Genomic DNA, 11,885 nt, shown 5'->3' with positions numbered 1-11,885 from the left:
TCTCAGCCGTAGGTGTCGCGGGGGCCGCGACCCTGCACGGCGCGAGTGCCCCTCTTCCAGCTCGGCGGCCTCGGTCCGCGGAAGTCGACGCGCAGCACCGTCCGCTCACCCAACGCGGCGTTGAGCTTGGCGACGATCTGCGAGGCCGAGAACTTCATGGCCGCGGCCCAGGAGGTGGAGTCGCAGTCCACGATGAGGACCCCGTCGGTGTAGTTGACGGGGGTGGAGTGCTGGGCGTTGGACTCCCCCACCAGCTCCGGCCACCGTCGCAGCACGTGCGACAGGCTGATCCGGCGCTGCCACCCGCGGGCCTTGATGACCGTGTCGAGCACGTCGCCGACAAGTTGAGGGTCGCGGTCGTCGGGGTGTGCGCCGGAGCGCTGCTGCTCCATCGGCCGCTGGCGGCGCCGCGGCTGCCTGGCGGGCGAGGGGTCCGGCAGCACCACCCCGTAGGCGGCGGACTCGACGGCGGCGCGAGCGATCTCGGAGGCGAGGTCGAGCCCCGTCGGGTCGTGCTCCTCGCTCATGCGCCGAGACTACCCCCGCGGCGTGAGTGGGCCGACGTCGCCCACCTCCCCCCGCTCCTCCTCAGCTCAGGCACCGAGCAGTTCGACGGTGCCGGCGTCGACGCGGAAGCGACGCTCGGCCGGGAAGTCCGGGACGTCCGCGCCGACCGCGGCCGTGATGAGCACCTGCTCGGCGTCGGCGATGGCAGCCGCCAACCGCTCCCGCCGCGACACGTCCAACTCGGCGAACACGTCGTCCAGCACGAGCACGGGCTCGACGCCGTCGTCGCGCACCAGCGTGAACCCGCCCAGGCGCAGCGCCAGCGCCAGCGACCAGGACTCCCCGTGCGACGCGTACCCCTTCGCCGGCAGGGCGCCGATGGACAACTCGACGTCGTCGCGCTGCGGCCCGACAAGGGTCACCCCCCTCGACACCTCGTCCCTGCGCATGCGCTCCATGGCGGACAGGAGCCGCTGGCGCAGGCCTGCCCGCACGTCCGCCTCCTCCGCCACGCCGTCGAGGTCCAGCAGCGTCTTGTAGGACGCCGAGATCTGGTTGTTCAGCGGTGCGATGGTCTCGTAGGCGCGCTGCGCGTGCGGCACCACGTCTGCGAGCGTGTCCAGCCGGGCGTGCAGCAGCTCCGCCCCCAGGGCGGCGAGCTGCTCGTTCCACACGGCGAGCGTGACGTCCTCGTCGCCTCCGCTCGGAACGAACGAGCGCCCCGCCATCGCCTTGAGCAGGGCGTTGCGCTGCTTGAGCACGCGGTCGAAATCCTGCCGCACCCCCGCCATCCGCGGCCACCGGGTGATCACGAGCGAGTCCAGCCAACCGCGTCGATCCGACGGGTCGCCGCGCACGATCGCCAGGTCCAGCGGAGAGAACACGACGGTGCGCAGGGCGCCGATCAGGTCCCGCGGCCGGCCCAGCGGTGCCCGGTTGAGCCGAGCCGTGTTGGATCGACCGTTGGCGATCTCCAGCTCCAGGGAGATCACCCGGGGATCCTCGCGGCCGGCCTGGACGCGTGCCCGCACCACGGCCGTCTCCGCGCCCGCGCGGATCAGTGGAGCCGTGGCCGCGACCCTGTGCGAGGTCATGGTGGACAGGTACTCGATGGCTTCCACGAGGTTGGTCTTGCCCTGACCGTTGGATCCGACGAAGACCGTCACCCCCGACGACAGCGACACCGCTGCCTCGGTGTAGTTGCGGAAATCCGTCAGCGTGAGTTCGGTGACGAACACCTAGGCGATCACCTAGTCCTTGGCAGGCGCGACGGCGTGGCCGCCGAACTGGTTGCGCATCGCCGCCACCATCTTCATGGCCGGCGAGTCCTCCTGGCGCGACACGAACCGCGCGAACAGGCTGGCCGCGATGGTCGGCACGGGCACCGCGAGATCAACGGCCGCGTTGACGGTCCAGCGACCCTCGCCGGAATCCTCCGCGTAGCCCTCGATGGCATCGAGGTGCGGGTCAGCGTCCAGTGCCCGGACCATGAGGTCCAGCAGCCAGGAGCGGATGACGGTGCCCTCGCGCCAGGACTCGAACACCGCGGGCACGTTGGTGACCTCGTCCGAAGCCTCGAGAAGCTCCCAGCCCTCGGCGTACGCCTGCATGAGGCCATACTCGACGCCGTTGTGCACCATCTTGGCGAAGTGCCCGGCGCCGTGTTCGCCGGCGTGCACGAAGCCGAACTCGCCCTCGGGCTTCAGCGCCTCGAACACGGGCATGGCCAGCTCGACGGCGTCCGCCGGCCCGCCCACCATCAACGCGTACCCGTTCTCCAGGCCCCACACTCCGCCGGAGACACCGACGTCGAGGAACCGGATGCCGGCGTCGGCGAGGAACGCGGCGTGCCTCGCGTCGTGGGTCCACTTCGAGTTGCCACCGTCGATGACGACGTCGCCCTCAGACAGCAGCGGCTTCAGTGTGGCGATGAGCGGGTCGACGGCCTGGATCGGGACCATGAGCCAGATCACTCGCGGACCCTCGCCCAGCTGGGCGACGAGGTCCGCCTCGTCCGTCGCGTCCGAGAGGGCGGGGTTGTGGTCCAGGCCCACCACCTCCACTCCCGCCACGCGCAACCGCTCGCGCATGTTGCCGCCCATTTTCCCCAAGCCGATGAGACCGATGCGCATGAGAACTCCTTCAGTGGGATAGGTGTGTCGGTGGTGCGGGTCAGCTCGGCAGGCGCATGAGCATGATGACGTGCCGGTAGTCCGCCAAGGGGTCCCCGTCGATGCTGGCGAGGCCCATGATGAGGCACGGCTTGCCCGGGAGCGTGAACGAGAAGTGGGCGAAGGGCGCGTCGAGCGCCGTGAGCGCGTCCAGCAGGTAGTGGGGGTTGAACCCGGCGTCCGTGATGGACTGCTCGTCGCCCACCACCTCGATCTCGGCCTCGATGGCCTCCGATGCCTGGGCCTGATCCCCCGTGGCCGCCTCCAGCGCGATGTGGTCCTCGTGGATGCGCATCCGCAGCGGCGTGTTGCGCTCCGCCACCAGCGATACTCGCTTGACCGCGGCCAGGAGGTCCGTGGTGTTGACGCGCACGCCGACGGTGGCGTCCACGTCCATGAGGTGGCGCACCTTGGGGAACGCCTGGCTGAGCAGGCGCGTGGTGGCTTCGCGGGTGCCCTTGGAGCTTTCGCCGACGAAGCCGGCCAGGCCCTCGCCCTCCGCCTCGGTGGTGGACAGTGAGATGGTCAGCGTGTCACCCGAGGTCATGGATTTGGCGGTGTCCGCAAGAACCTTGCCGGGCACGAGGACCGCACCCTCGACCGACGGCGACGACGGCCGCCACGTCAGCTCCTTCAGCGCCATGCGGTAGCGGTCCGTGGCGAGCAGCGAGAGGGACTCGCCGTTGATCTCCATCTTCACGCCCGTGAACACGTTGAGCAGCTCGTCCCGGCCGGCGGCGACGAACACCTGGCCCACGGCCTTCTCGAACGTGGCCGCGTCGACGACGCCCGTCTGGGTGGGCATGTCCGGCAGCGTGGGGTACTCCTCCACAGGCAGCGTCTGCAGCGTGAACCGCGCCTGACCGCACGTGAGCTCCACCTTGCTGTGGTCCGCCACGAGATCCACGGGCTTGTTGGGCAGCGCGCGGGCGATCTCCGCGAGCAGCCGGCCGGAGACCAGCACGGTGCCCTCGTCGTTGACCGTGGCGGGCATCGAGACCTTGGCCGAGGTGGTCGAGTCGAAGCTGCTCAGCGTCAGCCCCTTGGCGTCCGCCTCGAGGAGCATGCCGGCGAGGATCGGTGCGGTGGGACGCGTGGGAAGGCTGCGCGCCACCCAGGCCACGGCGTCTGCCAACGCGTCGCGCTCAACTCGAATCTTCACAAGGCTTCCCCTTTGATCTCGCTACCGTCTTGATCTCGCTACCGTCGCCTGAATCATAGCCGGGCGGCTCTCCGCCCATGCCAGCTGTGCGGCTACTCCGTGGCGATCGACTCCAGCACGTTGAGCCGCGACGCCCGGCGCGCCGGACCAACGGCCGCGAGTACCCCGAACAGTGCCGCCACCACGACGAACACCAGCAACTGGGCCCACGGGACGACCAGCTGATCGATGCCGTCGGCGCGCAGCAGGGTGACCAGCGAGGAGCCGAAGACCACCCCCAGGACAACGCCCAGGGTGGCGCCGAGGGTGGCCACCATGACAGATTCCAGGGTCACCATCCTCCTCAGCTGGGGCCTGGTCATTCCGACGGCGCGGAGCAGGCCGACCTCCCGCGTGCGCTCCATCACCGAGAGGCCGAGCGTGTTGACGATCCCGAGCACGGAGATGACGACAGCCAGGGCGAGCAGCGCGTAGAGGATCGAGAAGATCTGCTGGAACTGCCCGACGCGGGCCTCCACGAACTCGGCCACGTCCGCCACGACCACGGTGGGCTGATCGGAGGTGGCGTCGTCGAGACCGGCGCGCACCGACGCCAGATCGGCGCCGTCTTCCGCGAACACCACGAGACGCTGCACGAGCGTGGCGTCGCCCAGCTGGGCATAGGTGTCCAGGTCCACGATCAGGTCGCCCAGTGACTGTGGGCCGGCGCCCCCCTCGTGCAGGCCGGTGACGAGCACCTCGACGGTGCCACCCGCCGGGGTGGGCAGCTGCATGAGCTGGCCGAGGCTGAGGCCCTGGTCCTCGGCGAATTCGGTGGAGACGACCACCGGTGCCGCGCCGCCCTGGTCGCTCAGGGACCCGGCAACCAGCTCCAGGCTGCTTGCCCTGGTGAGACCGTCGGCGGTCGTGCCGGTGAGCTGCACCGGTTCGCCGTCGATGACCGTGGCCCCGCGGTAGAACTCGTACACGGTCTCCACGCCCTGAACGGCGCGCGCATCAGCCGCGACCGTGGCGTCGAACGGCTGGTAGGCCACAGGGCTCACGGTGAAGTCCCCGCGCTGATCCGACGTGAGCCGGTCACGGATGGAGGTGGTGGTGCTGGCCGCCAGGATCGCCACGGTGGCCACCAGCGCCAGGCCGATCATGAGGGTCGCGGCGGTGGCGGCCGTGCGGCGGGGCTGACGGATCGCGTTGAGCCGGGCCAGCTTGCCCACCTCGCCGAACAGCGCGCGGTAGGCGGTGCCGAACAGCCAGATCAGGGGGGCTCCCACCACGACGGCGGCGAACACCATGCCGACCAGCAGAAGCACCGCCCCGATCCCCGCCCAGATCAGCGGCTGCGGGACGTCGAGCCACAGGGAGCACACCAGGGCGGCGGTTCCCATCTCGATCATCGCCACGCCCACCATCGGCAGGCCACCGAGCTTCTCGGGCCCCGACTGCTGTGCGGCGGCCATGGCCTCGACGGGGCGCGTGCGGGACGCCTTGCGCGCCGGCAACGCCGCGGCCACCACCGTGACGAGGATGCCGATGGTGTACGACGCCACCACCGCCTGCCAGGTGAAGGACGGCACCGCGGCGCCGAGGTCGATGCCCAGGAGGCGCAGCACCACCAGGATCGCCCAGGCCAACCCGTATCCCACCAGGAGGCCGGCGGTGGCGCCGATGACGCCCACCACCAGCGCCTCGGTCAGCACGGAGGTGCTCACCTGTGAGCGGGTTGCCCCGATGGCCCGCAGGAGCGCCAGCTCGCGTGAGCGCTGCGCCACGAGGATGGAGAAGGTGTTGAGGATGAGCAGGGTGGCCACGAGCAACGCGATCCCGGCGAACACCAGGAGGAAGGTGTTGACGAACCCGAGCCCTACGTCGAGCTGCTCCTGGATGGTCGCGGCCAGGGCGTCGCCCGTCTCCGCGACGAAACCCGCGGGCAGGACCTTCTGGATCTCCTCCGCAACGGCGGCGGGGTCCGCCTCCGTCTGCGTCTGGACCCAGGCGGCGTAGAAGCCGTCCTGCCCCTCCTGCACGATGGCCTGCGCCTCCTCGAGCGTGAAGAACAGGTAGCTGGCGCCGGCCGTCGCCCCGGCGCCGTAGGTGCCCAGACCCACCAGGGTGTAGCTCTGAATGCCGTCGCGGGGGGTGGCCACCTTGAGCTCGTCACCGAGGACAAAACCACCGCGTGCCGCCGTCGCCGGGTCCAGCACCACCTCGTCGTCCGCGCCGGGGGGCACCCCCTCGACGATCCGGGCCCCCACCTGTCCACCCGCGGCGGGCAGGTCGATCCAGTTCATCGCCACGCCGGGTGCGCCCGGGAACATGATCAGCCTGTCGTTCTTGTCGAGCGGGAAGACCTGGCTGCTGGAGACCATGCCCACGGCTTCCTGCACGCCGTCGACGGCACCGATGGCACCCAGCTCCTCAGGCGTCATGAGGATCTGCTGCTGGCCGGTGGTGTTGTCGAAGCCCTCGATGCCGACTCCCTCAGCGGAGACGTTCACATCCGCCAATGCGCCCTTGACGAGGGAGTCGAAACTCGAGGACAGCAGATTGGTGAACAGCAACGAGCCGGACACGAACGCCACACCGAGCACGATCGACAGGGCGCTGAGCAGCAGCCTGACCTTGCGCGCCCAGAGAGAGGTCCACGTTGCGTGCAGCATCTGGCTAGTCCAGCAGCGCGCGACGCGCGATCGATCGTTCGAGGGTGGACTCGCCCTCGTCGTCGTCCGACGGACCCCGGTGGGTGGGCGCCGAGCCGCCGTCGCGGTAGACCGGTTCCTCCGAGGCCTGGGTGTCCACGGGAACCCCGGCCGGCGCGACGACGGGTGTCAGAGGTGCGTCGTGGCGCGGGTAGATATGCGACATCTCGCCCAGCAGGTCCTCCTGCGTGGCCCCGCGCATCTCGTGGACGATGTGGCCGTCGGAGAGGAACACGGCGCGGTCCGCATAGCTGGCCGCGTGCGCTTCGTGGGTCACCATGACCACGGTCTGGCCGAACTCGTCGACGCTGCGGCGCAGGAACCCGAGCACCTCGGCGGCCGACGTTGAGTCCAGGTTTCCGGTGGGCTCGTCGCCGAACACGATGTGGGGGCGGTTCATCAGCGCCCTGGCGCACGCGACTCGCTGCTGCTGACCGCCCGACAGCTCGGAAGGCTTGTGTGTGAGGCGGTCCCCCAGGGCCAGCACGTCGACGATCCGCTCGAACCAGGCCTCGTCCACCTTCTTCCCCGCGATCCGCAGCGGCAGCACGATGTTCTCCCGCGCCGTGAGCGTGGGAACAAGGTTGAACGCCTGGAAGATGAACCCGATGCGGTCCCTGCGCAGTTCCGTCAACGGCGTGTCCGCCAGCGTGGACACCGCGGTCTCTCCCAGGTAGACCTCGCCGGACGTGGGGGTGTCGAGGGCCGCCATGAGGTGCATGAGGGTGGACTTGCCTGATCCCGAGGGGCCCATGATGGCGGTGAACTCCCCGTCGATGATGTCGAAGTCCACGCCGTCGAGAGCTTTCACCACCGCTGATCCGGATCCGTAGATCTTGGTGAGGCCCCTGGCCCGCGCTGCGATGCTCACCCCACCACGGTAGCAGCGGGGAGAATTCGGTCCCCTTGCCCACAGCCGTGACTTTGAGTGGAGAGAGGTAATTACATATCAGTTGTACTCATAGCCCCTGTGGAATCGGTGGATAACCGGTGTCGTGGCTGACCAGCGCGTCATTGCGCCTGTTGAGGGCTTGTGGAGGAATGAAAAACTACACGGTTGGGATTTGTGGAGAAGACCGGGGCGGGAAGTTGTCCACAGCCCCGTCCCCGGCCCTCTCACACGGTTGTCCGCAGGTTCAGCGGCCCATGAGACGGTCGAAGAATCCCGCTCCGGCGGGCTGGCTCGATGCCTGGCTCTGGTGGCCACCGCACCACTGGCCCGCGGGCACGGAGCGCTTGACGGCATCGACGTGGTTGCCGCAACCGGCCCAGGTGGTCTTGCCGCACTGGCGACACTTGGTGGGACTGCACATACTTGATTCTCCTCTTCGGTTCGGGGTACCCCGGTTCGTCAACCATACCCCCTGGGGTATAGAGTTTTCAACATGAAGGTTGTCATTGTCGGTGGTGTTGCTGGTGGGATGAGCGCGGCCGCGCGTCTGCGTCGTCTCGATGAGTCCGCGGAGATCATCGTGGTGGAGCGCAGCGGCTACGTGTCGTTCGCCAACTGCGGTCTCCCCTATCACGTGGGCGGGGTGATCGAGGACCGCTCCGCCCTGCTGTTGCAGACACCGGAGGCGTTGTACAACCGATTCCGCCTGGACGTGCGCGTCGGCACGGCAGCCGTCCAGATCAACCGCCAGCTCAGGGAGGTCGTCGTCCGCGACGTGGCCACCGGCCGCGAGGAGACCCTCTCCTACGACAAGCTCGTCCTCTCCCCCGGCGCCAAGCCCCTCATGCCCCCCATCCCCGGCATCGAGCGGGCACTCCCGCTGCGCAACGTGGAGGACACGGACCGCATGCTCGCCGCCGTCGCGGAGGCTGAGACCGCCGTCGTGGTGGGAGGCGGTTTCGTGGGCCTCGAGGTGGCCGAGAACCTGCTGCACCGCGGTATGAAGGTGGCGGTCGTCGAGGCACTCCCCCAGGTGATGGCGCCGCTGGACCCGGAGATGGTCGCACCCGTGCACGCCGTCATGCGCGCCGCCGGCATCGACCTGCGTCTCGGATCCGGTGTCACCGCCATCGGTGCTCAGGACGTCACACTCGCTGACGGGTCGCGGCTGCCCGCGGACGTGGTGGTCGCGGCCATCGGCGTTCGGCCGGACACCGAACTCGCCAAGGCCGCCGGCCTCCGGGTGGGTCCGCGCGGCGGACTGCTGGTCGACGACAGGCAACTCACCAATGACGAGCACATCTACGCGGTGGGTGATGCGGTCGAGAAGGTCGACGCGCTGAGCGACGAGTCGGTGCTCGTGCCGCTGGCCAACACCGCCAACCTGCAGGGACGTCGCGTCGCCGACGACATCGCCGGGCGGGGCCGTCCCGCGCGGCACGTCCGGGGCACGGCCATCGTGGGCCTCCTCGGTCTCCAGGTGGCTGCCACCGGATGGAACGAGAAGCGCCTGCGCGACGCCGGTCGCCACTACATGGCCATCCATACCCACCCCGCCTCGCACGCCACCTACTACCCGGGCGCATCCACCATGGCGCTCAAGCTGCTGGTGGATCCGGCCACGGGCGAGATCCTCGGCGCACAGGGCGTCGGCCAGGATGGTGTCGACAAGCGGATGGATGTGATCGCGACGGCGATGGCCGGCGGTCTCAAGGCCCCTGACCTGGCCGAGCTGGAACTGGCGTACGCTCCGCAGTTCGGTTCCGCAAAGGATGCCATCAACATGCTGGGCTTCATCGCGGAGAACCGCCTGAGCGGCTGGGAGGATCACATCCAGTGGCACGAGGTGGTGGAGGCGCAGAACGCCGGCGCAGTGGTCGTCGACGTGCGCACTCGGGGTGAGTACGCCGCAGGCGCGGTGCCCGGTGCGATCAACATCCCCGTCGACGAACTGCGCGAGCGCATCGACGAGATCCCCAATGGCGGGACTCCCCTGATCGTCCACTGCGGTGTGGGCATCCGTAGCCACGCGGCGTTGGCGGCCCTCAAGGGTGCCGGTCGTGAGGCGCGCAACCTCGACGGCGGCTACACCACATGGAAGGCCGGCTCCGGCCTCACGGTGCACTGAGGTGCACGCATAAGGGTCCCCAGCATGACTGCTGGGGACCCTTGCTTTCCGCGCGGACACCCGTTCCGGCGGGCGAGCGCTCAGGCGAGGCTGAGGAAGAGCTTCTCCATCTTGGCCTGATCCAACGGGTCCGGATCGGGCTGTTCCATGCACTGTCGCAGCCCGATCGAGATGGTGGTGAACCCGGCGCGGTCAACTGCCTTCGAGACGGCGGCCAGCTGCATCACGATGTCATCGCAGTTCCGGCCGTCCTCGATCATCCGGATGATCCCACCCAGCTGCCCTTGGGCGCGCTTGAGGCGCTTGACCACCGCTGTCATCTGCTCCGGGTCGAGCTGCATCGGATCCTCCACAATCATGGGACGAGTATACCCCTACCGGTATAGGGGATGGGGCTTCGCGCGCGCACGGGTTCCCGCGCGTTGTTCCATTGTCGCCGCCTGGTCAAGCCAGGCGAAACCGCGTCAGGACTGCTTGATCTGGTTGGTCAGCTCGGTGACCTGGTTGAACAGGTCGCGATCCTGGCCGATCTTCTCGTTGATCTTGCGGACCGCGTGCAGCACCGTCGAGTGGTCCCTGCCGCCGAACTTGTGTCCGATCTTCGGCAGCGACATGTCCGTCAGCTCCCGACAGAGGTACATCGCGATCTGGCGGGCCGACGCGATGGTGGCGACGCGGCTGCTGCCGGTGAGATCCTCGAGCGAGATGCTGAAGTACATGGCGGCGGCGTCCATGATGGCCTGCGCGTCCACCGGGGCCGCGTCGTCGGGCATGAGGTCGTTGAGGACCTGCTCAGCCAGGGCGACGGTGATCTCCTGCTGGTTGAGGCTCGCGAGCGCCGCGACGCGCGTGAGGGCCCCCTCCAGCTCGCGGATGTTGGTGGGGATCCGCGACGCGATCAGCTCCAGCACCTGCGTTCCGGCGGTCAACCGCTGCGACGCGACCTTCTTCCGCAGGATGGCGATGCGCGTCTCGAGGTCCGGGGGTTGAATGTCGGTCATCAGGCCCCACTCGAAGCGCGACCGGAGCCGCGGCTCCAGCGCCTCCAGCAGCTTGGGGGGCCGGTCCGAGGTCATCACGATCTGCTTCTGGGCGTTGTGCAGCGTGTTGAAGGTGTGGAAGAACTCCTCCTGGGTCTGGATCTTCGATTCCAGGAACTGGATGTCGTCGACCAGAAGGACGTCGACGTCGCGGTAGGAGCTGCGAAACTCCGCCGTGCGGTTCGACGAGATGGCGTTGATGAAGTCGTTGGTGAGTTCCTCGGTGGAGACGTACTTCACGCGAAGCTGCTCGTAGTAGCTGGTGACGTAGTGGCCGATGGCGTGGAGGAGATGGGTCTTGCCCAGACCAGAGGGTCCGTAGATCATGAGCGGGTTGTAGGACTTCCCGGGGGTCTCGGCCACCGCCGCGGCTGCGGCGTGCGCGAACCGGTTGGACGAGCCGGCGACGAAGGACTCGAACGTGTAGCGGGGATTGAGGCGCACGTCCTGCGGGCGCGAGCGCGGGGCCGCCCGTCGAGGCTCCTCCTCGGGGACCAGAACCGTGGCCGTGGAGGACCAGGATTCGGCCTCCTCCCGCACCATCTCCGGGTTGATCATCACCGCGAGATGCGTGCTCTGACCGCAGATGGCGCTGAGCCGTTCCTCGATCTGTGGACGAAGGCGCGTCTCGATCCGCTCGCGCGTGGTCTCGTCGCCCACGGCGAGCATCAGTGTGCTGCCGTGCATCTCCAGAGGTCTCGTGCGGCGAAGCCAGGCCTTCGTGGGGGCGTCGGCCGAGGCGATGACCTCATCCCACAGGCCCGCCAGGTCCGGCGTCGGTGATTCGCTCACCTCACCCACTTCCCGGCGGAAGCCCGCCTCTTCAAGTAATCCACAAGGTTATCCACAAGGGGGGTATAACTCACCCTAGCGGTACGGCCGACCGGCGCTCACCTGTGGATAAGCTGGAAGGCAGGACAACGAAGTTAGTCCCGTCGGGGCCAGTTGGCAAGGCGATTTGCGCGACACGCCGAGCGCGGTACTGGACTACATCGGTGTTATTTGCTTGGTTGTCCGGCCCCACAGGATCCTGGTTTGGTCTGCAGGGCGTTTGGCACGTATCGTTGACCAGTCGCCATCTAGGCGGCCACTTCCCCCTGCCCACCAGGGCAGTTGTACACCATCGAACCTGAGGGAGTAATCCCATGACCAAGCGTACGTTCCAGCCGAGCAACCGCCGTCGTAGCCGCACCCATGGCTTCCGCGCCCGCATGCGGACCCGCGCCGGTCGCGCCATCCTGGCCGCCCGTCGCAGCAAGGGTCGCACCGAGCTGTCGGCCTAGGGCCGA

The 11,885-nt window shown here is 68.6% G+C and carries 11 protein-coding genes; 2 read left to right on the top strand and 9 right to left on the bottom strand.

Annotation, left to right across the window (positions count from 1 at the left end; genetic code table 11):
- Positions 1-2: 2 nt before the first annotated feature.
- The 7 genes from ACX1D0_RS13115 to ACX1D0_RS13085 form a co-directional block, all read right to left on the bottom strand.
- Positions 3-527 (bottom strand): DciA family protein, encoded by a 525-nt coding sequence (locus ACX1D0_RS13115; protein ID WP_459018440.1) that lies wholly within the window; start codon positions 525-527, stop codon positions 3-5.
- A 66-nt stretch (positions 528-593) separates the two neighbouring features.
- Positions 594-1,745: a DNA replication/repair protein RecF gene (recF, locus tag ACX1D0_RS13110; RefSeq protein ID WP_459018438.1), complete on the bottom strand. Its 1,152-nt coding sequence runs from the start codon at positions 1,743-1,745 to the stop codon at positions 594-596.
- Between the two features lie 12 nt (positions 1,746-1,757).
- A complete protein-coding gene (gene gnd, locus ACX1D0_RS13105) occupies positions 1,758-2,639 on the bottom strand; it encodes a phosphogluconate dehydrogenase (NAD(+)-dependent, decarboxylating) (protein WP_459018436.1) in 882 nt (293 codons plus the stop codon).
- 40 nt (positions 2,640-2,679) lie between these two features.
- Positions 2,680-3,840, bottom strand: a complete 1,161-nt coding sequence (gene dnaN, locus ACX1D0_RS13100; RefSeq protein WP_459018434.1) for a DNA polymerase III subunit beta — start codon at positions 3,838-3,840, stop codon at positions 2,680-2,682.
- A 92-nt stretch (positions 3,841-3,932) separates the two neighbouring features.
- A complete protein-coding gene (locus tag ACX1D0_RS13095) occupies positions 3,933-6,497 on the bottom strand; it encodes an ABC transporter permease (protein WP_459018432.1) in 2,565 nt (854 codons plus the stop codon).
- Between the two features lie 4 nt (positions 6,498-6,501).
- Positions 6,502-7,407: an ABC transporter ATP-binding protein gene (locus tag ACX1D0_RS13090; protein WP_459018431.1), complete on the bottom strand. Its 906-nt coding sequence runs from the start codon at positions 7,405-7,407 to the stop codon at positions 6,502-6,504.
- A 265-nt stretch (positions 7,408-7,672) separates the two neighbouring features.
- The gene (locus ACX1D0_RS13085; protein ID WP_459018430.1) at positions 7,673-7,849 is read right to left on the bottom strand and encodes a DUF8730 family Cys-rich protein; all 177 of its coding nucleotides are present in this window, start codon (positions 7,847-7,849) and stop codon (positions 7,673-7,675) included.
- Between the two features lie 72 nt (positions 7,850-7,921).
- On the opposite strand from ACX1D0_RS13085, the gene ACX1D0_RS13080 reads away from it, so the two are divergent.
- The gene (locus tag ACX1D0_RS13080) at positions 7,922-9,556 is read left to right on the top strand and encodes an FAD-dependent oxidoreductase (RefSeq protein ID WP_459018428.1); all 1,635 of its coding nucleotides are present in this window, start codon (positions 7,922-7,924) and stop codon (positions 9,554-9,556) included.
- A gap of 80 nt (positions 9,557-9,636) precedes the next feature.
- Here ACX1D0_RS13080 and ACX1D0_RS13075 read toward each other — a convergent pair whose 3' ends face one another.
- Entirely contained in the window at positions 9,637-9,915 is a 279-nt protein-coding gene (locus ACX1D0_RS13075; RefSeq protein WP_459018427.1) for a metal-sensitive transcriptional regulator, read from the bottom strand.
- Between the two features lie 105 nt (positions 9,916-10,020).
- On the bottom strand, positions 10,021-11,397 hold the full coding sequence (gene dnaA / locus ACX1D0_RS13070; protein ID WP_459018426.1) for a chromosomal replication initiator protein DnaA: 1,377 nt from the start codon (positions 11,395-11,397) through the stop codon (positions 10,021-10,023).
- A gap of 344 nt (positions 11,398-11,741) precedes the next feature.
- On the opposite strand from dnaA, the gene rpmH reads away from it, so the two are divergent.
- Positions 11,742-11,879 (top strand): 50S ribosomal protein L34, encoded by a 138-nt coding sequence (gene rpmH / locus ACX1D0_RS13065; RefSeq protein WP_459018424.1) that lies wholly within the window; start codon positions 11,742-11,744, stop codon positions 11,877-11,879.
- The last annotated feature ends 6 nt before the right edge of the window (positions 11,880-11,885 follow it).

It is taken from the genome of Tessaracoccus pujii, from assembly GCF_054483895.1.
Note: the sequence above shows the minus strand (reverse complement) of the source record. Positions and strands in the feature narration are given on the sequence as shown.

Coding starts and splice junctions, on each gene's coding strand:
- ACX1D0_RS13115 (WP_459018440.1), bottom strand. CDS start 527: ATGAGCGAGGAGCACGACCCGACGGGGCTCGACCTCGCCTCCGAGATC.
- ACX1D0_RS13075 (WP_459018427.1), bottom strand. CDS start 9,915: ATGATTGTGGAGGATCCGATGCAGCTCGACCCGGAGCAGATGACAGCG.
- rpmH (WP_459018424.1), top strand. CDS start 11,742: ATGACCAAGCGTACGTTCCAGCCGAGCAACCGCCGTCGTAGCCGCACC.
- gnd (WP_459018436.1), bottom strand. CDS start 2,639: ATGCGCATCGGTCTCATCGGCTTGGGGAAAATGGGCGGCAACATGCGC.
- ACX1D0_RS13095 (WP_459018432.1), bottom strand. CDS start 6,497: ATGCTGCACGCAACGTGGACCTCTCTCTGGGCGCGCAAGGTCAGGCTG.
- ACX1D0_RS13080 (WP_459018428.1), top strand. CDS start 7,922: ATGAAGGTTGTCATTGTCGGTGGTGTTGCTGGTGGGATGAGCGCGGCC.
- ACX1D0_RS13085 (WP_459018430.1), bottom strand. CDS start 7,849: ATGTGCAGTCCCACCAAGTGTCGCCAGTGCGGCAAGACCACCTGGGCC.